This window comes from Glycomyces algeriensis (assembly GCF_027622855.1).
Classification (GTDB): Bacteria; Actinomycetota; Actinomycetes; order Mycobacteriales; family Micromonosporaceae; genus Glycomyces; species Glycomyces algeriensis.
This window is the reverse complement of the sequence record NZ_JAPZVR010000006.1, coordinates 15,538-39,669: the sequence shown is the minus strand read 5'-3', so window position 1 is coordinate 39,669 and position 24,132 is coordinate 15,538. Positions and strand designations below refer to the sequence as shown.

The 24,132-nt window shown below is 69.0% G+C and carries 26 protein-coding genes; 25 read left to right on the top strand and 1 reads right to left on the bottom strand.

Features of this window, described 5'->3' with window-relative positions; all coding sequences use genetic code 11:
* Positions 1–38: 38 nt before the first annotated feature.
* Entirely contained in the window at positions 39–1,109 is a 1,071-nt protein-coding gene (locus O2L52_RS12860) for a PQQ-dependent sugar dehydrogenase (protein WP_270115901.1), read from the bottom strand.
* Positions 1,110–1,366: 257 nt separating this feature from the next.
* Between O2L52_RS12860 and O2L52_RS12855 the strand changes: the two genes are divergently transcribed.
* The 25 genes from O2L52_RS12855 to O2L52_RS12735 all read left to right on the top strand — a co-directional run bounded on the left by O2L52_RS12855 (position 1,367) and on the right by O2L52_RS12735 (position 24,116).
* Positions 1,367–3,556 carry an immunoglobulin-like domain-containing protein gene (locus tag O2L52_RS12855; protein ID WP_270115899.1) on the top strand — a complete coding sequence of 730 codons (2,190 nt, stop codon included), beginning with the start codon at positions 1,367–1,369 and terminating at the stop codon, positions 3,554–3,556.
* Positions 3,557–3,667: 111 nt separating this feature from the next.
* Positions 3,668–4,552 carry a hypothetical protein gene (locus O2L52_RS12850; protein WP_270115898.1) on the top strand — a complete coding sequence of 295 codons (885 nt, stop codon included), beginning with the start codon at positions 3,668–3,670 and terminating at the stop codon, positions 4,550–4,552.
* A gap of 143 nt (positions 4,553–4,695) precedes the next feature.
* Positions 4,696–6,093 carry a replication-associated recombination protein A gene (locus tag O2L52_RS12845; RefSeq protein ID WP_270115897.1) on the top strand — a complete coding sequence of 466 codons (1,398 nt, stop codon included), beginning with the start codon at positions 4,696–4,698 and terminating at the stop codon, positions 6,091–6,093.
* On the top strand, positions 6,083–6,637 hold the full coding sequence (locus O2L52_RS12840; RefSeq protein WP_270115896.1) for a hypothetical protein: 555 nt from the start codon (positions 6,083–6,085) through the stop codon (positions 6,635–6,637). The genes O2L52_RS12845 and O2L52_RS12840 overlap by 11 nt, the downstream gene beginning before the upstream one ends.
* Before the next feature lie 247 nt (positions 6,638–6,884).
* A complete protein-coding gene (locus tag O2L52_RS12835) occupies positions 6,885–7,376 on the top strand; it encodes a DUF948 domain-containing protein (protein WP_270115895.1) in 492 nt (163 codons plus the stop codon).
* Between the two features lie 34 nt (positions 7,377–7,410).
* Complete coding sequence (locus tag O2L52_RS12830) at positions 7,411–7,701, top strand: hypothetical protein (RefSeq protein WP_270115894.1); 291 nt, start codon at positions 7,411–7,413, stop codon at positions 7,699–7,701.
* Between the two features lie 20 nt (positions 7,702–7,721).
* Positions 7,722–10,403: an alanine--tRNA ligase gene (gene alaS / locus O2L52_RS12825; RefSeq protein ID WP_270115893.1), complete on the top strand. Its 2,682-nt coding sequence runs from the start codon at positions 7,722–7,724 to the stop codon at positions 10,401–10,403.
* Positions 10,404–10,883, top strand: coding sequence for a Holliday junction resolvase RuvX (gene ruvX, locus O2L52_RS12820; protein ID WP_270115892.1), 480 nt, complete (start codon positions 10,404–10,406; stop codon positions 10,881–10,883).
* Complete coding sequence (locus tag O2L52_RS12815) at positions 10,859–12,160, top strand: endolytic transglycosylase MltG (protein WP_270115890.1); 1,302 nt, start codon at positions 10,859–10,861, stop codon at positions 12,158–12,160. Before ruvX ends, O2L52_RS12815 begins: the two co-directional genes overlap by 25 nt.
* Positions 12,160–12,978, top strand: a complete 819-nt coding sequence (locus O2L52_RS12810) for a shikimate dehydrogenase (protein ID WP_270115888.1) — start codon at positions 12,160–12,162, stop codon at positions 12,976–12,978. Before O2L52_RS12815 ends, O2L52_RS12810 begins: the two co-directional genes overlap by 1 nt.
* Before the next feature lie 38 nt (positions 12,979–13,016).
* Positions 13,017–13,406, top strand: coding sequence for a thiol-disulfide oxidoreductase DCC family protein (locus tag O2L52_RS12805; protein WP_270115886.1), 390 nt, complete (start codon positions 13,017–13,019; stop codon positions 13,404–13,406).
* A gap of 45 nt (positions 13,407–13,451) precedes the next feature.
* On the top strand, positions 13,452–13,916 hold the full coding sequence (locus O2L52_RS12800; RefSeq protein ID WP_270115885.1) for a hypothetical protein: 465 nt from the start codon (positions 13,452–13,454) through the stop codon (positions 13,914–13,916).
* Positions 13,913–14,830, top strand: a complete 918-nt coding sequence (locus tag O2L52_RS12795; protein WP_270115883.1) for a hypothetical protein — start codon at positions 13,913–13,915, stop codon at positions 14,828–14,830. Before O2L52_RS12800 ends, O2L52_RS12795 begins: the two co-directional genes overlap by 4 nt.
* A 43-nt stretch (positions 14,831–14,873) precedes the next feature.
* Complete coding sequence (locus O2L52_RS12790) at positions 14,874–15,335, top strand: hypothetical protein (RefSeq protein WP_270115882.1); 462 nt, start codon at positions 14,874–14,876, stop codon at positions 15,333–15,335.
* Positions 15,332–16,285 (top strand): hypothetical protein, encoded by a 954-nt coding sequence (locus O2L52_RS12785; protein ID WP_270115881.1) that lies wholly within the window; start codon positions 15,332–15,334, stop codon positions 16,283–16,285. Before O2L52_RS12790 ends, O2L52_RS12785 begins: the two co-directional genes overlap by 4 nt.
* Before the next feature lie 51 nt (positions 16,286–16,336).
* Positions 16,337–17,335 carry an ABC transporter ATP-binding protein gene (locus O2L52_RS12780; RefSeq protein WP_270115880.1) on the top strand — a complete coding sequence of 333 codons (999 nt, stop codon included), beginning with the start codon at positions 16,337–16,339 and terminating at the stop codon, positions 17,333–17,335.
* Complete coding sequence (locus O2L52_RS12775) at positions 17,332–18,129, top strand: ABC transporter permease (protein ID WP_270115877.1); 798 nt, start codon at positions 17,332–17,334, stop codon at positions 18,127–18,129. The genes O2L52_RS12780 and O2L52_RS12775 overlap by 4 nt, the downstream gene beginning before the upstream one ends.
* A complete protein-coding gene (locus O2L52_RS12770; protein WP_270115876.1) occupies positions 18,122–18,943 on the top strand; it encodes an ABC transporter permease in 822 nt (273 codons plus the stop codon). The genes O2L52_RS12775 and O2L52_RS12770 overlap by 8 nt, the downstream gene beginning before the upstream one ends.
* A 1-nt stretch (position 18,944) precedes the next feature.
* The gene (locus O2L52_RS12765; RefSeq protein ID WP_270115875.1) at positions 18,945–19,733 is read left to right on the top strand and encodes an ABC transporter permease; all 789 of its coding nucleotides are present in this window, start codon (positions 18,945–18,947) and stop codon (positions 19,731–19,733) included.
* Complete coding sequence (locus O2L52_RS12760) at positions 19,723–20,529, top strand: ABC transporter permease (RefSeq protein WP_270115873.1); 807 nt, start codon at positions 19,723–19,725, stop codon at positions 20,527–20,529. Before O2L52_RS12765 ends, O2L52_RS12760 begins: the two co-directional genes overlap by 11 nt.
* Positions 20,530–20,565: 36 nt before the next feature.
* Positions 20,566–20,826, top strand: coding sequence for a hypothetical protein (locus O2L52_RS12755; protein WP_270115871.1), 261 nt, complete (start codon positions 20,566–20,568; stop codon positions 20,824–20,826).
* Positions 20,823–21,233, top strand: a complete 411-nt coding sequence (locus O2L52_RS12750) for a type II toxin-antitoxin system VapC family toxin (protein ID WP_270115869.1) — start codon at positions 20,823–20,825, stop codon at positions 21,231–21,233. Before O2L52_RS12755 ends, O2L52_RS12750 begins: the two co-directional genes overlap by 4 nt.
* A gap of 129 nt (positions 21,234–21,362) precedes the next feature.
* Positions 21,363–22,181, top strand: a complete 819-nt coding sequence (locus tag O2L52_RS12745; RefSeq protein WP_270115868.1) for an ABC transporter permease — start codon at positions 21,363–21,365, stop codon at positions 22,179–22,181.
* Position 22,182: 1 nt separating this feature from the next.
* Positions 22,183–22,968: an ABC transporter permease gene (locus O2L52_RS12740; RefSeq protein ID WP_270115867.1), complete on the top strand. Its 786-nt coding sequence runs from the start codon at positions 22,183–22,185 to the stop codon at positions 22,966–22,968.
* A 221-nt stretch (positions 22,969–23,189) separates the two neighbouring features.
* On the top strand, positions 23,190–24,116 hold the full coding sequence (locus tag O2L52_RS12735; RefSeq protein WP_270115866.1) for a serine protein kinase RIO: 927 nt from the start codon (positions 23,190–23,192) through the stop codon (positions 24,114–24,116).
* Positions 24,117–24,132: the final 16 nt, after the last annotated feature.

Below are 24,132 nucleotides of genomic sequence, written 5' to 3'. Positions count from 1 at the left end.
TTCAGAACCAACCCCGGCTTGCGCCGGAGTTGGTTCGGTTAGCCGCCGATCGGCCGGTACCGCACCACCTTGTCCTGGCCGCCGCCGTTCGAAGTGGTCACCCACAGCCAGCCGTCCGGGCCCAGCTCCACAGTTCGAATACGGCCGAGCGTGCCGTCCAGGACCGCGACCGGTTCGCCCGCTTCGCCGCCCGCGACGGGCACCGTCCACAAGCGCTGGCCGCGCAGCGCTCCGATGTACATGGTGTCGCCCGCGACCTCCCCGCCCGAGGGCGAGGCCTCGGCCGTGCTCCAGGTGACGAGCGGGTCGACGAACTCCGGCGCGCCGCCCGTCCCCTCGGCCTCGGGCCAGCCGTAGTTCGCCCCGGGTTCGATGCGGTTGAGCTCGTCCCAGGTGTTCTGGCCGAACTCGGTCGCGTACATCGCGCCGTCAGGACCCCACGAGAGGCCCTGCACGTTCCGGTGCCCGTAGGTGTAGACCGGCGAGCCCGCGATCGGGTTGTCCTCGGGAACGGTCCCGTCCGCGTTGACGCGCAGGATCTTCCCGCCGAGGCTCTCGAGGTCCTGCGCGTTCGCGGTGTCGTTCGCGTCGCCGGTGGTGATGTACAGCTTGCCGTCCGGCCCGAACGCCAGGCGACCGCCGTTGTGGTTGAGCGCCGAGGGGATCCCGGTGAGCACCGGCTCGGGGTCGAAGGAGTGGAGGTGGAACCGCACGACCCGGTTGTCCTCCTCGGTCGACACGTACGCGTACACCCACCCGTCGGTCGCGAACGAGGGGGAGATCGCGAGGCCCAGGAGCCCGCGCTCGTCGAACTGGCCCTCGCCGCCGACGACCTCCAGACTCCCCAGGACGACCGGGTCGGCGTCGATGCCGATCCGCAGCACGTCGCCCGAGTTGCGCTCGGCCACGATTGCGGAGTCGTCCGGGAGGAACCCGAGCCCCCACGGGATGGTGAGGCCGGTGGCGACCGTGTCGCCGGTGCGGAAGTCGAACTCCGGGGTCTGCGCGGGTTCGGCGCCGGGCCCTTCCTCTGCGGATGCGGTGGCGGTGCCGAGGGCCAGGGCCGTGCCGATGATCATGGCGCCGACGGCGGTCAGCTTGCGTCGCATGGCTGCTCCTTGTCTCTTCTGATGCCGGGTCAGAAAGCGAAGAAATCATGATATAGACGAATATCGATTGAATTGCCATCGTAAGCGCGCTTCGGCGCGGATGTCCAGGCGGAGCGACCCACCGGAATCGATCGAGAATCGTGACATTCGCATGTTCACTTATGTCGATGGTTGGAATAAGCTGGCCCCAGCCCCTGCTGGTTACCGATCACTCGGCCTCCGGCCTGCTTGATCGATTGAGTGAAGAAGGTTGGACAGTGACGTCTAAGCGATTCATCGGAGCCGTCGTCGCCATTGCGGCGGTGACAGTTCCAGCCGCCGCGGCGGTCGCCGCCCCGGCCGACGGCCCCCTGCTGTGGTACCAGTTCGACGAGGCGGGCGGCACCGTCGTCGCCGACGCCTCCGGCAACGGGCACGACGGCACCCTCGTCGGTGGGACCTGGGGGGACGGCCTGGCGCTCGACGGCGTCGACGACTACGTCGACCTGCCCGACGACCTCCTCGCCGGACTCGACGCGATCACCGTGACCGCCGAGGTCTACATCGAGCCGAGCCAGTCCGGCGCGTACTTCATCTACGGCCTCGGCAACTCCAGCGGGTCCTGGGGCGACGGCTACCTGTTCACCACCGGCAACGGCTACAAGACCTCCATCTCCACCTGCCACTGGACCTGCGAGCAGAACACCTCGACCGGCCAGAACCTCGCGCGCGGCACCTGGAACCACCTCGCCTACACCCTCGAAGGCGGCACCGCCGTCCTCTACCTGAACGGCCAGGAAGTGGACCGCAACGAGGCCGTCACCATCAAGCCCGGTGACATCGGCGCCGGCTCGACCGCCGCCAACTACCTGGGCCGCTCGCTCTACAGCGGCGACCGGTACTTCCACGGCCGGTTCGCGGACTTCCGGATCTACGACGGGGCCCTCGCCCCGGCCGAGATCGGCGAGCAGGCCGCCCTCATCAGCGCTGAGAAGGCCGCCGAGGACGCCGCCGCGATCGACCTCGGCGACACGGGTGCCGTCACCGGCGACCTCGACCTCCCCGTCCAGGGCGCGAACGGCTCCCAGATCACTTGGGCCTCAAGCCGACCCGATGTCATCGCCACCGACGGCACGGTCACCCGCCCGGCCATGGACGCCGACGACGCGACGGTCACCCTCACTGCAACCGTTAACCTCGGCACCGTGCAAGAACAACTCGCCTTCACCGCGACCGTGCTCGCCGAGTTCGACGATGAAGAGGCGGTCGCCCTCGACGCCGCCGCCATCGTGATCCCGAACCTCGACGACGTGCGCTCGGCGGTCAACCTGCCCACCAACGGTGCCAACGGCTCCCAGATCACCTGGAAGTCCAACCACCCGAACGTGATCGCCACTGACGGCACCGTCAATCGCGACGAGCCCGGCGGCAAGACCCGCAAGGTCAGGCTCACCGCCACCGTCCAGCGCGGCGGCGAGAAGGAGAAGCTGCACTTCACCGCCACCGTGCCGCCGCTCCCGGCCGAGGCCGACTACGCCGGCTACTTCTTCACGTACTTCACCGGCGAGGGCACGCCCACCGGCGAGCAGGTCTACGGCGCGCTGAGCAACGGCGACGACCCCCTGAGCTTCACGGAACTGAACGAGGCCCAGCCGATCCTCACCTCCGACCAGGGCGAGCAGGGCGTGCGCGACCCGTTCCTCATCCGCTCGCCCGAAGGCGACCGGTTCTTCCTCATCGCCACCGACCTCAAGATCAACGGCAACGGCGACTGGAACCGGGCCCAGCGCCACGGCAGCCTCTCGATCATGGTGTGGGAGAGCGACGACCTGGTGAACTGGTCCGAGGGCCGCCTCGTCGAGGTCTCGCCCGAGAACGCCGGCGCCACTTGGGCACCCGAGGCCTACTGGGACCCCGAGCAGCAGGCCTACGTCGTCTACTGGGCCTCGCCGCTGTTCGCCACCGACGACCACTCCGAGGGCTTCTACCACCGGATGATGTACGCGACGACCCGCGACTTCGTCAACTTCTCCGAGGCGCGGGTCTGGGTCGACCAGGGCTACTCGACGATCGACTCGACCATGATCGCGTCTGACGGCGTGTACTACCGCTTCACCAAGGACGAGCGCTCGAACTCCGCCTCGACCCCGTGCGGCAAGTTCATCCTCGCCGAGACCGCCACTTCCCTTGCCCCCGATGCCGAATGGCAGTTCCTCGCGGACTGCATCGGCTCGGGCGCCATCGGCGCGGGCGAGGGCCCGCTGGTCTTCAAGTCGAACACCGCGGACAAGTGGTACCTCTTCATCGACGAGTTCGGCGGCCGCGGCTACGTGCCGTTCGAGACCACCGACCTCGCCTCGGGCGAGTGGACCCCGGTCGCCGAGTACGACCTGCCGTCGAGTCCCCGCCACGGCACCGTGCTGCCGATCACTGCCGCCGAGTACGAACGGCTGCAAAAGGCCTGGTAACGATCCGATCATGAGGCGGCCTCCGCACCCTGCGTGTGGGGGCCGTCCCTTATGCTCGGCATCGGAACTCGACCACCGAACCTCGACCTCCCCGAACCACCAGGAGCACCCATGTCTTCCCGTACCGCCACCCGTCTGCTCGGCGCGTTCGCCGTGCCCGCGCTCGCCCTCGGCCTCTCCGCCTGCGGCGCCGACGAAGAGCCCGCCTCCTCCGAAGGCGCGACCTCTGCCGATGAGGGCGCGGCCGCCGCGCTCAGCCCCGGCGAGGCCGTTCTCGCCTCCGTCGAGAACCTGAGCGCCTCCTCGTACAAGATGGAGTCGGCCATGACCGTCGACGGCGTCGACTTCATGGCCATGACCGGCATGTACGAGGGCGAGAACTCCCAGGCCAGCGCCGACATCTTCATGGGCGCCATGATGGAGGCCTCGGGCGAGACGATGACCGCCGAGGAGGAGGCCATGATGGGCGGCCTGCTCGGCGACATGCACACCGAGACCGTCGTCGTCGACAAGGTCATGTACATGCAGATGAGCGGCGGCATGTTCGACGCCATGGCCGAGAGCTTCGGCGAGGACGCCTGGTTCACCATGGACCTCACCTCGGACGAGGAGATGGCGCAGGCCTACGCCCAGTACGGCGGCATGGACCTCGGCCAGCAGACCGAGCTCATGCTCTCGGAGCTGGAGAACGTCGAGGAGACCGGCCCCAACACCTTCACCGGCACGCTCAGCGCCGACTCCGAGGCCATGTCGGCCCTGTCCGGCTCCACGGGTGCGGACGCGGCCGCCGCGATCGACGGCACCGAGGTCACCGTGACCCTGGACGACAACGGCCTGCTCAAGACCATGAGCATGACGATGCCCGAGATCGAGGGCATGACCATGGAGATGACCAGCGAGATCGTCGAGATCGGCGGGACCTACGACATCAAGGCCCCCGAGTCGACCAACCTGCACGACTTCGAGGAGCTCAGCGGCGGCCTCAGCGGCATGTAACTCCCGCAACGACAAGGGCCGCCGCGCCGGTTTCGGTGCGGCGGCCCTTTTTCGCGCCGCCGGGTGGGCGGAACGCGATGAACCTCCCGGTTCGGCCGCTGATCTGCGGAGCGCTCATGCTCATGCCTTACGCTGTTGGCGTTATGGACGCTCCAGGTTTGTTCGACGCCCCCGGTTCGACGGGGCCGCCTGATCCGCAGGGCCCTCCCGCCAACAGCAGCGGCATTCTGGGGACCGGTTGGGCCTCCGGCGACGAGCCGCTGGCGGTGCGGATGCGCCCGCGCGCGCTCGACGAGCTCGTGGGCCAGGACCACCTCCTCGGCGCCGGTTCGCCGCTGCGCCAGGTGGTCGAGGGCCGCCAGCCGCTGTCGGTGATCCTGTGGGGCCCGCCCGGTTCCGGCAAGACCACGATCGCGCACCTGGTCGCCCAGTCCGGGGACCGGCGCTTCCGTGCGATGTCCGCCTTGAATTCCGGGGTGAAGGACGTGCGCGCCGCGATCGACGAGGCCCGCCGCATCCGCCGCACCGGCGGCCCGCAGACGATCCTGTTCATCGACGAGGTGCACCGCTTCACGAAGACCCAGCAGGACTCCCTGCTCGGCGCGGTCGAGGACCGCACCATCACGCTCTTGGCCGCCACCACCGAGAACCCCTACTTCTCGGTGGTCGCGCCTTTGGTGAGCCGCTGCGTGCTCCTCACCCTCCGGGAGCTGGACACGACCGACATCGGGGAGCTCGTCGACCGCGCCGTCGAGGACGAGCGCGGTCTCAACGGCGAGGCCACCTTGGCGAAGGAGGCCCGCGATCACCTCGTGCGCACGGCCGCCGGGGACGCGCGGAAGGCCTTGACCGCGTTGGAGGCCGCCGCCCTCACCGCGAGCGCGGAGAACGAACCCGAGATCACCGTTGCGATCGTCGAGGCCGCCATCGACACCGCCGCGGTCCGGTACGACCGGGACGGCGACGGCCACTACGACGTGGCCAGCGCGTTCATCAAGAGCCTGCGCGGCTCCGACGTCGATGCGGCGATGCACTACCTCGCGCGGATGGTCGTGGCGGGGGAGGACCCGCGGTTCATCGCCCGCCGCCTGGTCATCTTCGCGTCCGAGGACGTGGGCATGGCCGACCCGACGGCGTTGCTGACGGCCACCGCCGCCGCGACCGCCGTGGAGCGGATCGGCATGCCCGAGGCCCGGATCAACCTGGCCCAGGCCGTCGCGCACCTGGCGACGGCGCCGAAGTCGAACGCGGTCATCACCGCGATCGACGAGGCCATCTCCGATGTGCGCAAGGGCAAGATCGGGCCCGTCCCGCCCGATCTGCGCGACGCCCACTACAAGGGCGCCGGGGAGCTCGGCCACGGCAAGGCCTACCGCCTGCCGCACAAGGACCCGCGCGGCGTGGTCCCGCAGCGGTACGCGCCGGATGTGGTGGCCGGGCGCGACTACTACCGGCCGACCCGCCACGGGCGCGAGGCCGAGATCGGCGAGCGGCTCGAGAAGCTGCGCCGGATCGTGCGCAGGGCGCCCGATGGCGACTGACCGCCGGGCCGGGCGCGCGTCGAGCCGCATCGCGGCCGACCTGGAGCAGTCGGGCGAGCGCATCGAGCGGCTGCGCATGACCGTGGCGGTGATCGCGGTCCTCGCCGTGCTGCTGGTCGCGGCGGTGCTGTGGCTGGGCCGGGCGTTCACGGTGGATCCGACGCGCCGGGCCGCCGACGAGTTGACGGTGCCCGGGTGGGCGGCGGTGACCGTGCACGACGAGACCTACGGCAGCCGCTGGTGCCTGGGGGAGTGCCGGGTCCGCATGCGCACCTGGACTTCCGAAGGCACAGTGGACGACACGGCGAACGAGTACTGGCAGGCGGTCCTCAACGCGGGCTGGATTCCGGCCGATCCTGAGCAGTGCGTGGGCGGTCTCGGCGAGGAGGGCTGCTACGTGCGCGACGAGCTGTACCTGGAGTTGTGGGTGGTCCCGGTCGACTGCGGGGACCGGTACGAGCTGTGCGTGGGCGCCGAGGTCACGGCCGTGGTCGCGGCGCAGGCGGCGCTGCCGCGCCTGGCGGAGGAGCGGCTCGCGGCGTGAGCGCCCGCGGGCCCTGGTCCGCGCGGGGCGCGGCCGGTAACTGGAGAGTGGACTGACCGCCCCATTGCGCCGGATGTCCGGTACCGCAAGGTAAGGTCGACAGCGCGCCGCTCTTGCGCGAGAGCCCGGCCTGGCCGAAGGCACCGCGCGGCTGGCGCGTTCAGGTCCGAGAGGACCACGCAACCACACAGCAATGCCGGTGGGGCCCACCGGATGGCGACAGGGGGAGACCGTGCCTGAGGAGACCGTGGCAGCAGGATGGACCGGGAGCGTTTGGGAACTGGGGGTCCTGCTCGCGGGGCTCGGGTTCTTCCTCCTGTGCGTGATGCTCGCCTTCCGCCTCATCAACAAGGCAACCGCGACCCTCAACCGTGTGAACAAGACGCTCGACAAGGTCGACCACGAGATCGGGCCGATCCTGCGGAACGTGAACACGACCCTCGACAACGTCAACAGCTCCCTCACACAGGTCGAGGGCGAGCTGGAGAAGGTCGGCACGATCACCGGGAACGCCGCGCACATCTCGTCGAACGTCGCCAACATCATGAGCCTGGTCGTCTCGGCCGTCGGCTCGCCGCTGGTGAAGGCGGCCGCGTTCGGGTTCGGCCTCCGCACCGCCGTGAAGAAGCGCAACCAGGACGTCGACGAGCAGCAGGTGCGCCGCATGGTCGAGGCCTCGCGTCAGAGCAAGCGCCAGGCGAAGCGGGCCGCGAAGGCCCGCCAGAAGGCCGGCGAGTAGTCCCGTCCGCGGTAAATCAGGTTGAGGAGTACCCGTGTTGAAACGGATGATCTGGGTAGGCATCGGCATCGCGGTCGGCGTGATCGCGGTCCGCAAGATCACGAAGGCGGCGGAGTCGGTCACTCCCGGCGGGGTCGCCGAGCGTGTGGGCGGCGCCGGTGCTGAAATGAAAGCATCGTTCAAAGCCTTCTGGGCGGACGTGTCGGAGGCGAAGCAGGCCAAAGAGGCCGAGCTGTTCGACGCGATCGAGCGCGGCGAGGACATCCAGCCGCTGCTGAACGAAGACGACGAGCACGACCCGGCCGTCCACGGCCGGCTGTACTAGACCCTTGAAGGAGGTGCCCCATGGAGACCGCTGAAATCCAACGCCGGTTTCTGAAGTTCTTCGAGTCCAACGGCCATACGGTGGTCCCCAGCGCACCGCTGCCCGCCTTCGAGGACCCGAACCTGCTGTTCGTGCCCGCGGGCATGGTCCCGTTCGTGCCCTACTTCCTGGGCCAGGCGACCCCGGACTGGAACCGCGCCACGTCGGTGCAGAAGTGCATCCGCACGCCCGACATCGACGAGGTCGGCAAGACCTCCCGCCACGGCACGTTCTTCCAGATGAACGGCAACTTCTCCTTCGGGGACTACTTCAAGGAGCAGGCGATCCGCTTCGCCTGGGACCTCACCACCGGCTCGCTCGAGTCCGGCGGCCTCGGCCTCGACGGCGACAAGATCTGGGCCACGGTCTACCTCGACGACGACGAGGCGATCGACATCTGGCACAAGCAGATCGGGCTCCCGCTCGACCGCATCGTGCGCCGCGGCCAGGCCGACAACATGTGGTCGATGGGCATCCCCGGCCCGTGCGGCCCGTGCTCCGAGCTGTACTACGACCGCGGCCCCGACTACGGGCCCGAGGGCGGCCCGGAGGTCGACGAGGACCGCTACCTCGAGTTCTGGAACCTCGTGTTCATGCAGAACATCCGCGGTGGCGGCCCCGCCAAGGAGGGCTACGAGGTCACCGGCGACCTGCCGAAGAAGAACATCGACACCGGCATGGGCATGGAGCGCATGGCGGCGCTCCTGCAGGGCGTCGACAACATGTACGAGACCGACCAGGTCCGGCCGATCATCGACAAGGCCTCGGAGCTGACGGGCAAGCGCTACGGCGTCTCGACCTCGCACACCGCCTCCGAGTCCCACCCGGACGACATCCGCTTCCGGGTCATCGGCGACCACGTGCGCTCCTCGCTGATGCTCATCGGCGACGGCGTCGTGCCCTCCAACGAGGGCCGCGGCTACGTGTTGCGCCGCCTCATGCGCCGCGCGATCCGCGCCGTGCGCCTCCTCGGCTACGACAAGCCGGCGATGCCCGAGCTGCTGCCGGTCGCCATGGAGCGCATGTCCACCGCGTACCCGGAGCTCAAGACCGACTTCGAGCGGATCTCCTCCTACGCCTACGGCGAAGAAGAGGCGTTCCTCAAGACCCTCAAGCACGGCACGACGATCCTTGACACGGCCGTGTCCGAGACCAAGTCCGAGGGCGGCAAGACCCTCTCGGGCTCCAAGGCGTTCGAGCTGCACGACACGTACGGCTTCCCGATCGACCTGACCCTGGAGATGGCCGAGGAGCAGGGCCTCTCGGTCGACCAGGAGGGCTTCCGCACGCTCATGACCGAGCAGCGGCAGCGCGCGAAGGCGGACGCGGCGGCCCGCAAGACCGGCCACGCGGACCTGTCCGCGTACTGGCAGCTCCTCCAGGAGCAGGGCCCCACCGAGTGGAAGGCCTACGAGACCCTCGAGACCGAGTCGCGCGTGATCGGCGTCCTCAAGGACGGCCAGTCGGTCCCGCTCGCCAAGGCCGGGGAAATCGTCGAGGTCGTGCTCGACCGGACCCCGTTCTACGCCGAGTCCGGCGGCCAGCACGCCGACGCCGGCAAGCTCGTCGGCCCGAGCCTGTTCGCCGAGGTCCTCGACGTGCAGCGCCCGGTCAAGAAGCTCGTGGTCCACAAGGTCCGCGTCCTCGAAGGCGAGCTCGTTCTCGACGACAAAGTCGAGGCCTCGGTCGACCCGGAGTGGCGTCTCGGTGCGCGCCAGGCGCACTCGGGCACGCACGTGGTCCACGCGGCCTTGCGCGAGGTGCTCGGCCCGACCGCGCTCCAGTCCGGTTCGTTCAACCGCCCCGGCTACCTGCGCCTGGACTTCTCGTGGCGCTCGAAGCTCTCGGACGAGACGCGCAGCGAGATCGAAGAGGTCTCCAACCGCGCCGTCCGCGACGACCTGCCGGTCGCCGTGCAGTACATGACGCTCCCGGAGGCCAAGGACTTCGGCGCGGTCGCGCTGTTCGGCGAGACCTACGACGAGACCGTGCGCGTCGTCGAGATCGGCGGCCCCTGGTCGCGCGAGCTCTGCGGTGGCACGCACGTGTCCCGCTCGGCCCAGATCGGCCCGCTCGTCCTGACGGCCGAGTCCTCGGTCGGCTCGGGCCAGCGCCGCGTCGAGGCCGCCACGGGCATGGAGGCGTACAAGTACCTCGCCCGCGAGCGGGACCTCGTCACGCAGATCGCCGAGGAGATCGGCGCCCAGCGCGGCGACGTCCTCGAGCGGGTGCGCGCGATCCTGCAGCGCACCAAGGACGCCGAGCGCGAGCTGGCGAACCTCCAGGCGAAGGCCGTCTCCGGCCGCGCCGCGGAGTTCGCCGCGGCCGCGAAGCAGGTCGGGGCCGTCAAGGTCGCGGCCGTGCAGGCGCCCGAGGGCACCAAGGGCGGCGACGTCCGCAACCTCGCCATGCAGATCCGCGGGCACCTGCCCGAGGACCAGCCCGGCGTCGCGGCGGTCGTCGCGACCGCCGGCGGCAAGGCCAGCATCGTCGTCGCGGCGAACAAGGCCGCGCAGGCGCAGCACGTCTCGGCGCAGGCGCTCGTCAAGGCCGCGCTGTCCGGCAAGGGCGGCGGCAACGATGAGGTCGCCCAGGGCGGCGGCGTCCCGGCCGACCAGGCCGCGCAGCTGCTCGCCGCCGTCACCGGCGCGATCAGCGCCTAAATGAGCGATGCAGCGAACGGCCCCGCGTCCACGACTTGGACGCGGGGCCGCCGTCTCGGCGTCGACTTGGGCAAAGCGCGCATCGGCGTCGCCGTGTGCGATCCGGACGGCATCCTCGCCACTCCAGTCGCGACGGTTCGTCGCGACCTCAAAACCGCTGGTGAGGACATTCCGAGCGATATCCGGGAAATCGCCGAAACGGCCCGGGAGTACGAGGTTGTCGAAATCGTCGTCGGCCTACCCGTTACTCTTTCGGGTGAGGAGGGGCCGGCAGCCGTGCACACCCGAGCCTGGGTGGCGCGATTCGCCGACCACGTCTCACCCGTTCCGGTGACCCTGACCGATGAGCGCATGACCACCGCCGTCGCGACACGCAGACTCAATGAAGGCGGCGTGCGCGGCAGTCGGAAGCGCTCCATCGTCGACCAGGCGGCGGCGGTGGAGATCCTCCAGCAATGGTTGGACCAGCGGCGGAGGTAGAGAACAGGATGCTCGGCGATTTTAGGACCGAGGACGAGCGGGCGGACGCTCCCCGGAGCCACCGCCGCAAGGACTCCGGCAAGTCCCTGATCGCCATGACCCTGGTCGTGGCCCTGTTCGGCGTCATCGGCGTCGGCGGCTGGTGGGCGTACAACAACGTCATCAAGGACTACTTCGTCGCCGAGGACTTCAGCGGCGAGGGCAACGGCAACCAGGTGGTCATCACCATCGAAGAAGGCTGGCTCGTCTCCGACATCGCCGACGAACTCGAAGCACAAGGAGTGGTGGCCTCCGCGAAGGCCTTCCTCAACGCCTCCGAGGACGCGAACAACGCAGGACAGTCCATCCAGCCGGGCTCCTACGCGATGGAGGAGGAGATGTCCGCCGCCGCCGCGCTCGAGTTCATGACCGACCCTGCAAACCTGACGCTCGACCACGTCGTGGTCCCCGAAGGCAAGCGCTCGTTCGAGATCTACGAGATCCTCTCCGGGTACACCGGGGTCCCGATCGAGGACTTCGAGGCCGCCGCGCAGGATCCGGAGGCGCTCGGCGTCGACCCGATCTGGTTCGAGGGCTTCTCCGACCGGCAGGTCAAATCCGTGGAGGGCTTCCTCTTCCCCTCCGCCTACGAGTTCGACGAGACCATGACCGCTGAGCAGATGCTCACCGAGATGGTCAAGCGCTTCAACGCGACCATCACTGAGATCGGCTTCCTCGACAAGCTCGCCCAAATCGAGGACCCCGACCCCGACTACGACCCGAGCGCCAACGAGAACCAGACCTTCTACCCGCCCACCAACGGCGAGTTCAAGATCCAGCCGTGGATGGCGCTCCAGATCGCCTCGATCGTCCAGTCCGAATCCGGCATCGCCAGCGACGACCCCAAGATCGCCCAGGTCATGTACAACAAGATGTACATCAACCCGTACTCGCACGAGCAGACCAACTGCAACTGCTTCGAGTCCGAGGCGATCTGGAACTACGGGCGCCTCCTCAACGGGGAAGACGCCATCACCTCCGGCGAGAACATCGACTGGGGCGCGGTCATGCGCGACCCCGACAACCCGTGGTCGCCCAGCGCCGTCGAGCACGCCGGCTACCTGCCGAGCGCCATCTCCAACCCCGGTGCCGCCGCGCTCGAATCCGCCGTCAGCCCCGAGGCGAACGACTACCTGTTCTTCGTGACCGCCTTCGATGACGGCTCGGCCCTGTTCGCCGAGACGTACGCCGAGCACCAGGAGAACATCGATGTCGCCGAAGAAAACGGCATCCAGTGATGCGCGCCGCCGTCCTCGGGAAGCCCATCGAGCACTCGCTCTCGCCGGTCATCCACAACGCCGGCTACACGGCCGCCGGGCTCGCCGACTGGACGTACACGCGTCACGAGTGCGACGAGCCCGCGCTCGCCCGCTTCGTCGACTCGCTCGACGAGACCTGGGCCGGACTCTCGCTCACCATGCCGCTTAAGGAGATCGCCCTCACCGTGGCCGACGAGGCCACGCCCGTGGCCGCGGCGATCGGCGCGGCCAACACGCTCGTCCTGCGCGGCGGACGGCGCGTCGCCGACAACACCGACGCGCCCGGGATCGTGGACGCGCTGGCCGAGGTCGGGCTGCGCAAGGCCGATGAGGTCGCCGTCCTCGGCGCGGGCGGTTCGGCCCGCGCCGCCCTGGCCGCGGCCCAGACCCTCGGCGCGAGCGCCGTCCAGGTCTACGCCCGCCGCCGCGAAGCGATCATCGAGCTCGAGCCGGTCGCCGCGGCGCTCGGCCTCCGGCTGGACGCCCGCAGTTGGGAGGAGGCGGTGCGCGTGGGCGACGCGGACCTCGTGATCGCCACCGTCCCCAAGGGCGTCACCGACGACCTGCGCTTGCAGTGGAAGCCCGGCGCGGTCCTGTTCGACATCCTCTACGACCCGTGGCCGACCCCGCTCGCCGCCGAGGCCGAGCGCCAGGGCGTGCAGGTCCTCGACGGGCTCGCGCTCCTGCTCGCGCAGGCGGTGCGGCAGTGGACCCAGTTCACCGGCCTCGACGAGGCCCCGGTCACGGCGATGCGCGCGGCCCTCTACGGAGCGGTACCGTCGAGGCAGACGGCATGACCCGCCCTTCCCGCTCCGAACGCTGAATCGAGACCGGCATGGACCACACCTTCCTCTACGACGGGGACTGCGCGTTCTGCACCCAGTCCGCCCAGTTCCTGGAGAAGCACGTCCGCACCACCGCCAAGGTCACGCCGTGGCAGTGGGCCGACCTCGACGCGCTCGGCGTCACCCAGGACGAGGCGGAGGCGGCCGTGATCTGGATCGAGCCGGGCCTCACCCGGGCCGGGCCGGACGCGATCGCCGTGCTGCTGCGCCGCGCCCAGTGGTACTGGAAGCCGATCGGCGGGGTCCTCTCGCTCAAGCCCGTCTCGTGGCTCGCCTGGCCGGTCTACCGGCTCATCTCCCGCAACCGCCACAAGCTCCCCGGCGGCACGGCCGCGTGCTCGCTGCCGCAGGCCGAACGGGACCGCCTCGCCGGCCCCTGACCTTCCGTCGCAGGCGGATTCGGGCGAATGTGACATACTCGCCCGGTGCCGAACCCAGCCGCCGAGCGACCACTGACCCGCCGAGGGAAACTCGTGCGCATCGCGGCGACCCTCGCGATGACCTTCGCGCTCATGGCGACCTCGCTGTGGGGCACCGACGACTTCTTCCCGTTCGCGCCGTTCAAGATGTACTCGCACGCGCACGACCCGGACGGCTGGGCCAACAGCACCAGCCTCGTCCTCACCGACGCCACCGGGCGGAGCTTCCCGATCGGCGACAACGACACCGGGTTCCGCCGCGCCGAGCTCGAAGGCCAGCTGAGCCGCTTCCGCGAGGACCCCGAGCTCCTCGCGCTCGTCGCCGAGGCCTACGAGCGGGCCCACCCCGACAGCCCCGAGATCACGGCCGCCGAAGTGGTCATCACCAGCTACGAGCTCAAGGACGGCGAACGCACCGGCGCCGAGACCGTCGAGGTCGCCGCCGCCTGGACCGAGGGGGCGGACGCGTGACCCGCTATGTGAACGGCTTCTTCTTCACGCCCGTGGCCCTCGGCCGGGTCGCCGCGATGCGCTTCCTCGCCGGGCTCTTCGTCTGCATCGAGTGGTGGGCCTACAAGCCGTTCATCATCCAGCACCGCTACCTGCCCGAGGACCTCTACCAGCCGCTGCTCATCGGCCGCATCCTGCCGATCCCCGCCCCGAACTACTGGATCGTCACCGGCACGCTCACGGTGTGCCTGGCCGCCGCGGTGCCGGTGATGTTCGGGTACCGCCCGCGCCTGTTCGGGTGGATCCTCTTCATCGCGTACTTCGAGTGGATGCTCATCTACAACTCGTACGGAAAAGTGGACCACGCGAGCTTCGGCTTCATGGTGCTCCTGCTCGTGCTCTGCATGATGCCCGAGGCCCGCTGGGGCGACCGCACGCACCGCTCCGAGCGCGTGGGCTGGGGCTTCAACCTGGTGCAGATCGCCGTGGTGTGCACGTACTTCCTCTCCACCTGGTCCAAGTTCCGCTACGGCGGCTTCGACTGGGCCAATTCCGGGGTCTTCACCTGGGCGATCATCCGCCGCGGCACGGTGTTCTCGGACTGGATGCTCGACTTCCCGCAGCTGCTCACCGCCGCCCAGTGGGGCATGGTCGCGTTCGAGCTGCTCACCCCGCTGGTGCTCTTCGTCTACCCGTGGAAGCGGATCCAGTACTCGATCATCGCGTTCTTCTACGTCTTCCACGTGGCGATCTTCGCCGCGCTCACCATCAGCTTCCTCCCGCACCTGTTCGCGATGGCCTGCTTCCTGCCGCTCGAACGCGTCGACCCGCAGGGCCTCATGCGCCGCGTCCGCGCGAAGCGCAAGGGCCGCAAAGACGCTCGAGAGCATCGCGACCGGGGCGAATCCGACCCGGAGCTCACCGCCACCGGCTGACTCGGCCGGGTCCCCTGTGGCACACCCGTGCCATACTCTTGCCGTGGATACCCAGTACGCGACGGTCCGGCCCCTCGGGCGGGCCGTGCGAGTCTCGATCACCCTGGTCGTGCTCGCCCTCGTCACCGCCACCACCTTCTGGGGCGGCGACGACTTCTTCCCGTTCGCGCCCTTCAAGATGTACTCGTCCTCCATGGAGCTCGACGGCTGGGCCGGATCGACCCGCGTGGAGGCGGTCAACGCGGAGGGCGAGCGCTTCAAGCTCACCGAGGACGCCACCGGCTTCCGCCGCGCCGAGCTCGAGGGCCAGAAGAGCCGGTTCATCGAGAACCCCGAGCTCCTCGAATTCGTGGCCCAGGCGTACGAGAACACCAACCCCGACAAGCCCGAGATCGTCACCGTCGAGATCATCGAACGCCGCTACCGGCTCGAGGACGGCCACCAGACCGGCGAGGTCACCGAGGTCGTCGAGGCCGCCTACACCCGTGAAGGAGCCGACGCATGACGCCGCTGCCGCTCGCGCAGAAGTCGGCCGGCTGGTTCTTCCAGCCCGTCGCGCTCGGCCGCGTCGCCGCGATGCGCTTCCTCGCCGGAGCGTTCATCTGGGTCGACTGGTGGTGGTACATGCCGTGGATCGTCGGCCACCGCCACGTCCCCGGCGAGCTGTACCAGCCGCTGTTCATCGCCCGCGTGCTCCCGGTCTTCCCCACGCCGAGCTACTGGCTCGTCGTCGGCACCCTCGTCGTGCTCCTCGCCGCCTCGATCCCCATGATGTTCAACAAGGCCCCGCGCCTGTTCGGATGGATCGTCGCGGCCGCCTACTTCGAGTGGATGATCATCGCGATGTCCTACGGGAAGGTCGACCACGGCAAGTTCGGCTTCCTCATCCTGCTGTTCCTCCTGCCCACCATGCCCAAGGCCCGCTGGGGCGACCGCCGGAACCTCTCCGAGCACGTCGGCTGGGGCTTCAACCTCGTCCAGATCGGCGTGGTCTGCACCTACTTCTTCGCGGCCTGGGCCAAGGTCCGCTACGGCGGCTGGGAGTGGGTCAACTCCGCGACCATGACCTGGGCGATCATCCGCCGCGGCACGGAGTACTCGACCTGGCTCCTCGACTACCCGTGGATGCTGCGGCTCTCCCAATGGGGGATGGTCGCGTTCGAACTGCTCAGTCCCGTGGTCATGTTCGTGGCCGCCAAGCGATTCCGGTACGGCATCGTCGCGTTCTTCTACCTCTTCCACCTCACCGTGTTCCTCGCGGTGGAGATCAGCTTCCTGCCCCATATGGTCGCCATGGCCTGCTTCCTCCCGCTGGAGCGCATCAATCCGCGTGAGCTGATTCGCAATGCGCCGGGCCTGCCCGGCCGGATCCGCCGGAAGCTCAAGGCGCGCAAGGCGGTACCAGCGCAAACAAGGTCCGGCGAGGCGGTCCCGGAGGCCGAGCCCGCGTCCTGACCCGCGGAAAACGAGTGGCCCGCTCCCACCGAATCTCCATACGGTGGGAGCATGCCGATTCTCGAAGCCCAAGCCCTCACCAAGACCTTCCGCAGGCCCGACAAGGACTCGGGGTTCAAGGGCGCCGTGAGGCACCTGATGCAGCGCAAGTACAAGAACTACACCGCGGTCGACGGCATCGACCTCTCGATCGAGGCGGGCGAATCGGTGGCCTACGTCGGGCCCAACGGCGCGGGCAAGTCCACCACCGTCAAGCTCCTCACCGGCATCCTGCGCCCCTCTGAGGGCACCGTCCGGGTGATGGGCCGCGACCCGCACGTCGAACGCATCGCCAACGCCCACGACATCGGCGTCCTCTTCGGCCAGCGCACCCAGCTGTGGTGGGACCTGCCCGTGGAGGAGTCCCTGAAACTCCTCAAGCACATGTACGGCGTCTCCGACGCCGACTACAAGCGCCGGATCGAGCGGTTCGACGAGCTGCTGGACCTCAACGAGTTCATGCCCGCGCTCGCCCGCACCCTCTCTCTCGGCCAGCGCATGCGGGCCGACCTGGCGTGCGCGCTCATCCACGACCCCAAGATGGTCTACCTCGACGAGCCGACGATCGGCCTCGACATCTCCGTGAAGGACCGCCTCCGCGCGTTCCTGCGCGAACTCGTCAACGACGGCACCACCCTGCTGCTCACCAGCCACGACCTCGCCGACATCGAAGAGGTGTGCGAGCGGATCGTCGTGATCGACAAGGGCGCGGTCGCCTACGACGGCTCGATCGAGCGGCTCAAGGCCCACTACATCACCACCAAGGCCGTGAACCTCTACCTCGAGGGCGCCGCGAACGTGCCCGAGCTGGCCGAGAAGTTCCCCGACTACGAGTGGACCGCCGGCGAGGCGCCCTCGGAGGTCGTCGTGACCTACGAGTCGAACCGCTTCACGACCGCCGAGGTCCTCGGCTCCCTCACCGCGCAACTCTCCCCGCGGGACCTCTCGCTCTCCGAGCCGAGCATCGAGGACGTCATCCGCCGCCTGTACGCGGGGGAACTCACCAAGTGAGCCACAGCATCGCCGTCGACCGCGCGCTCGTGGTCATCTCGTTCAAACGAAGACTCGCGTACAAGTCCCACTGGTTCTTCGGCCTCGCCATCGGCGGCGGCTCCATGCTCATCGCGATGGTCATGTGGCAGAACCTCATCGGCAGCGGCACGCTCTCGGGGTACGACTGGGACTCGATGCGGGCCTACACGATCATCGGGTTCGTGGCCGCCACCATGGTCTTCGGCGCCGCCGACTGGATCATGGCCGACCGCATCCTCGACGGCCACATCGCGGTCGACCTGACCAAGCCCGTCGACTTCCAGCGGGCCCGCGCCGCCGAGTACGTCGGGTCGATGCTCTCGACGTTCCCGACCGCCGTGATGGGCGTCGTCGCCGCCTGGCTCCTCTTCCAGCCGCCCGGTCCGGCGACGCCGCTCGCCGGGCTGCTCACGGTCGTGAGCTTCCTCCTGATGTTCCCGCTGGCGTTCGGCCTGACGTACCTCTCGACCCTGGTGTGCTTCTGGACGAAGCGCTACCTCGGCATCATGTGGCTGCGCGAGGCCCTGCTGAGCTTCTTCTCGGGGCTCATGATCCCGCTGGCGTTCATGCCCGGCTGGCTCCAGGCCGTCGCCTGGGCCCTGCCCTTCCCGCACTTCACCACCACGCCGTCCGCGATCTACCTGGGGCGCGTCGACACCGCGGGCGCCCTGGGCCTGCTCGCGGCCGAGGCCGCCTGGGCCGTCGGCCTGTGGGTGCTCGGCTGGCTGGTCTTCCGGACCGCAGTGAAGAAAGTGACCGTGCACGGTGGCTGACACGCAGACTCCCGCTATCGCCGTGCCCGTGCGGCACGTGTTCGCGATCTACTGGCGCACCTGGTTCGCGCAGATCCGCTCCATCGTGGAGTACCCGGCCGACCTGTGGGTCATGGCCTCCGCCGGGGCGGTCTGGAACATCCTCCAGTTCGCGTTCCTGGCCGTCCTCTTTGCCAACGTGCCCGACGTGGCCGGGTGGGGCTACCACGAGATGCTGCTGCTCTCCGGGCTGCTCAGCGTCGCGGGGGGCTGCAACGCGCTGTTCTGGGACGGCGCGTGGAGCACCGGCGCGATGGTCATCAAGGGCGACATCGACTACCGGATCACCCGGCCCGCGCCCGTCATCATCCAGGTCGGCAGCTCCCACATCGGCATGCAGTCCATCGGCGAGGTGGTCTTCGGGGTCGCGATGATGGTCTACGGCTGGATCGGCGCCGGGATCGGGTTCGCCGCGATACCGATCGGCGTCCTGGCGATCGCGTGCGCCGCGGTCATCCAGTCGGCGCTCGTGACGGCGCTGTGCGCGGTGAACTTCTGGATCAAGGGCCAGGCGTCGATCTTCGCGTTCCTGATGATCGAACTGCAGGGCAACGCGATGAAGATGCCGCTGGGGATCTTCCCGATCGCCGTGCGGCTCGTGGCGATGTTCATCGTGCCGGTGGCGTTCATCAACTTCGTGCCGGTGGCGGTCGTGACCGGGCACATGTCCGCGTGGTGGCTGGCCGGGATCCCCGCGGCCGTGGTCGGTTCGGTGCTGCTGGCCGCGGGCGTCTACCGGCTCGGCCTGCGCGCCTACGACTCGGCGGGGCACTGACGTGGCGAGCATCGACGTGGCGTTCGCGACGATCGCGTTCAAGCGCAAGATCGCGTACAAGACCACCTGGCTGTTCTCGGTCCTCTTCGGCGGCTGGGCGCTCCTGGCCGGGCTCGCCGTGTGGAACCACCTCATCGGCGACGGCGAGATCGGCGGCTACGACTGGCAGTCGATGAAGGCGTACCTGGTCATCGGCTTCCTCACCACGACGCTCGCGTGGGCGGGCGCGGAGTGGGACATGGCCAACCGCATCCTCGACGGCCTCGTCGCGATCGACCTGACCAAACCGGTGGACTTCCAGCGGGCGAGGGCCGGCGAGTACATCGGCGGGATGATGGCCTCCGTCCCGGCGGCGGTCCTCGGCACCGTGATCGCGGTCCTGGTCTTCCGGCCCGCCGGTCCGGTGTCGCCGCTCGCGGCCGCGCTGACCGTGTTCAGCCTGCTGTTCATCTTCCCGCTCGCGTTCGGGATCAGCTACCTGGCGATCCTCTGCTGCTTCGTGACCCAGCGGTTCCTCGGCATCCAGTGGGCCAAGGACAGCATGGTCGCGTTCTTCTCGGGGATGATGATCCCGATCGCGCTCATGCCCGGCTGGCTCCAAGGCGTCGCCTGGGCCATGCCGTTCGTCCACTTCACCACCACGCCCGCCTCGATCTACCTCGGCCGCGTCGACACCGCAGGCGCGCTCGGCCTCATCGCGGCCGAAGCGGCCTGGGCCGTCGGGCTCCTGGTGCTCGGCCGGCTCATCTGGCGCCAGCTCGTCAAGAAGGTGACCGTCCATGGCGGCTAACGCGCATCGCACCCTCCACGCCGCGGGCGTGTACCGCCGCTCGATCGGCGCCTACCTCCGCTCCATCGCGGAGTACCCGGCCGACTTCTGGGTCATGGCGCTCTCCGGGACGTTCTGGCAGATCATGCTGTTCGCGTTCCTGAGCATCCTGTTCGACAACGTGAAGGCCATCGCCGGGTGGGACTACCACCAGATGCTCCTGCTCGCCGGGTTCCTCGCCGTCTCCTGGGGCTCGACCGCGCTGTTCTGGGACGGCATCTGGGACACCGGGAAGCTCATCATCGAAGGGGACATGGACTACCGGATCACCCGGCCCGCGCCCGTGCTGATCCAGGTGGCGTCGAAGCACGTCGGCATGCAGGTCTTCGGGGAGGTGACCCTCGGGCTGGTGATGATGGCCGTCGGCTGGATCGGCGCGGGCATCAGCGCCGCCGCGATCCCCTTGGCGCTCTTCCTGCTGGTGTGCGCGGCGGTCATCCAGGCCTCCCTGCTCACGATCGCGAACGCCGCGAACTTCTGGATGAAGGGCCGCACCCCGATCATCGCGTTCATGCTCGCCGAGCTCCAGAACGAGGCGATGCGGTTCCCGCTCACGATCTTCCCGGCGGCGGTCCGCATCGTCTTCACCTTCGGCCTGCCCCTGGCGTTCGCGAGCTTCATCCCGGTCCAGATCCTCACCGGCAAGCTCGACCCGTGGTGGCTCGCGGCCCCGCCCGCCGCCGCGGCAGCCACCGCCCTCCTCGCCGTCCTCGCCTACCGCGCGGGCCTGAGAGCCTACGACTCCGCCGGCCACTGACCCTCGAGCATGCGATGCGCATGCTAGCCTGGATTCATGGTATTCATCCAGGTCAGAAACGTGGAAGAAGAGCTCCGTGAAGCCGCGAAGCAGCGTGCCGCAGAGCTCGGGGTCGACCTCTCGACCTACGTCAGAAACCTGATTCGCCGCGACGTCAACAGGCCGAGCATGGCCTCCTGGCTCGCGGAGGCGCAGGCCGATCCGATCGGACGGCCGTTCGACGCGGCCGAGTCGATCCGAGAGGCGCGTGCTGAACGCGACGAGGAGATCCGGCGAAATCTGGGGGACGCGGGGTGATCGTCGTCGACGCCAGCATCGTCGTAGCGCTCCTGACCGGCCATGCGGCCACGAGCGCCATCGCCGAGCAGATGAACCGCGATGTCGATGCGATCGCCCCCGCGCACCTTGACGTGGAGGTGCTCTCAGCCCTTCGCGGCCGGATGCTCGGCAAGCACCTGACCATGGGCGACCTGCGAACCGCGGCCGCCCGGCTCGCGGCCGCACCGATCCGGCGAGTACCGCTGGAAAGCCCGCAGCTGCTGCAGGGGACCGTACGCTGGTTCCACAACCTCTCGGCATACGACGCCTGCTATGCGGCACTTGCCAAAGAGTTCGACGCGACACTCCTGACCGGCGACAAGGGCTTGGCGGACACCGCGATTCGCGCCCAGATCGCCTGCCTCCACATCGACTGCTCGGTCTGAAGCGGATCGCCCGTGCGGGGTAGGCGCGGGCAGGGGGAGTAGACCGCGCGGTGAAATTGGCTTTGACGCCGGACCCGTTGCAAGGCAAGCTGGTCTCCCGCCTCCCCTCGACCCTGGACGCTGATGCCCTTGACCGCGATACCCGTCCGCGCGCGCCCCGGTGCGCTCTCCGTCGAGCTCGCGCTGGCCGTGGTCGCGCTGAAGCGGCGCCTGGCCTACCGCATGAACTGGATCTTCGGCGTCGTGCTCGGCGGCGGCGAACTGCTCGTCTCGCTCACCCTGTGGGGGACCATCCTCGCCGAGCAGGGCTCGGTCGCCGGATACGACTGGGACGCGATGCGCACCTACTACGTGATCGGGTTCGTCACCGCCACGTTCATCTTCGGCGGCTCCGACACCGCCCAGCGCATCCTCGACGGCAGCGTCGCGATCGACCTGCTCAAACCCCTCGACTTCCAGCGGGCGCGGGCCGCCGAGTTCTACGGCGGCCTCGCCGGGTCGCTCCCCACGATGATCGTCGGGCTCACCATCGCCCTGATCTTCTTCACGCCGCTGCCGCCGGCCTCGTTCGCCGCCGGGCTGCTCACGCTCGTCAGCATCGCGCTGATCGCGCCGATCGCGTTCAGCGTCGTCTACCTGTCCACGATGCTGTGCTTCTGGACCCGCAGCTACCACGGCATCATGTGGGCCCGGCAGACCGTCGTCGCGTTCTTCTCGGGTGCGATGGTGCCCTTGGCGATCATGCCGGGGCCGCTGCAGGTCGTCGCCTGGTGCCTGCCGTTCGTGCACTTCACGACCACCCCGTCCCAGATCTACCTCGGCCGGGTCGACGCCCTCGGCGCGCTCGGGCTCATCGCGGCCCAGCTTGCGTGGGTGTTCGCGCTCTGGTTCCTCGGGCGCTGGCTGTGGAGCCGCGCGGTCCGGGCCGTCACCATCCATGGAGGTTGAGATGGGCCGCACCGCATCCGTGTACGCGCGCCTGATCGCCGCGCAGTTCCGCTCCATCACCGAGTACCCGGCCGACTTCTGGACGATGGTCTCGGTCGCGCTCATCCAGCAGGCCGCGCAGCTGGCCTTCATCGCGGTCATCTTCGCGCAGGTCACCGCCATCGACGGGTGGGGCTTCCCGGAGATGCTCCTGCTCATCGGCTTCATGGTCCTGACCGACTCGGTGACCGAGGTCGGCTGGGACGGCATGTGGACCGTGGGCCGCAAGATCATCGACGGCGGCCTCGACTACGCGGTCGTGCGCCCCGCCCCGGTGATGATGCAGATCGGCGCCAGCGCCATCGGCATGCAGTCGGCGGCGAACCTGGCCACCGGCGCGACGATGATCGCGATCGGCTGGAGCGGCGCCGGCATCGCGCCCGCGATGATCCCCGCGGGGGTCCTGCTCTTCGCCTGCGCGGTCGCCGTGCAGTTGACCGTGATCACGATCATGAACTGCGTCAACTTCTGGCTCAAGGGCCCGAGCCCGGTGTTCGCCTGGCTGACCGCCCAGACCCAGGAGACCGCCACGCGGTTCCCCCTGACCATCTACCCCAGGGCCGTCCGCGCCCTGCTGACGTGGGCGGTTCCGCTCGCCTTCGTCAACTTCATCCCCGTCCAGATCCTCACCGGCGCACTCCCCGCCTGGTGGCTGGCGGTCCCTCCGGTGGTCGCCGCGGTCCTCTTCGCGATCGCCGTCCTGGTGGCCAAGGCGGGCCTGCGCCGCTACGAATCCGCAGGCCACTGATGTGGCAGGGGACACGGTGAAAAACCAGTTGCGCGCATCGCGCGGCGTCCGGTAGGGTCCTCACTGTTGCCCGAGGCGTGTCGCCTTGGGACTCTTGAGGATTGGAGGTGTTACTGATGGCTGTCGTTGTCCGCGCTCATGCCTTGAAACTCAGTTCACCTCCCGTCGGCTCGCGCTGATTCCGCAGCGAGCGACGGACCTTCCTCCAGGAGCTCGCCACCTTGGCACGCAAGTCTGACTTTTCCGAATCCTTTCAAACCATCAAAAGCCGCAAGTCCAAGAACAGCCGGATCTTCTCCGAGGAAGACCAGGCCCGGTTCGAGGAGATGCGCACCGAGTTCGACGACATGCCGCAGGACGACGGCCCGCCCGCCGGCGACCGCTGGTCGATCTGGTGGGACTCCGAGCCGCTCCAGCGCGGCCCCGAGCCCCATCCGGCGTGGGTCATCACCGACCACGGAGCCGTCGACTACGAGCTCGGCGTCCTCAAGACCGGCAAGGAAGCGGACGTCTTCCTCATCGAACGCGTCGTCCCGGGCACCGACCGGGCCGTGATCCTGGCGTCGAAGCGGTACCGCAGCGCCGAGCACACCCAGTTCAACCGGGCGGGCGACTACATGGCCGGTCGCGGCGCGAAGCGCTCGCGCGACGCCCGCGCCATGGCCAAGCGCACCACGTTCGGCCTCGAGCAGGCCGCGGGGCGCTGGGCCGCCGCCGAGTTCGACGCGCTCAAGCGCCTCTACAACGCCGGGGTCGCGGTCCCGTACCCGGTCCAGGTCCTCGGCCGCGAAGTGATCATGGAGTTCATCGGGGACGGCCGCACCGCCGCCCCGAGGCTCGCCGAGACCAAACCCGACGCGGACGAGCTCGACAGCCTGTGGGAGCAGGCCGCCGAGTCGCTGCGGCGCATGACCGAGCTCGGCTTCGCCCACGGCGACCTCTCGCCGTACAACACCGTGGTGCACGACGGGCGCCTCGTCGTCCTCGACCTCCCGCAGGTCGTGGACATCTACGCGAACCCGCTCGGGATGGGCTTCCTGGAGCGGGACGTGGAGAACCTCGGCTCGTGGTTCACCGCGCGCGGCATCGGCCGCGACGAGGTCGACGACCTCCAGGCGGAGCTGAAGGCCTTGGCGGCCATGCCGTAGGCACGGGCGTGTCGGG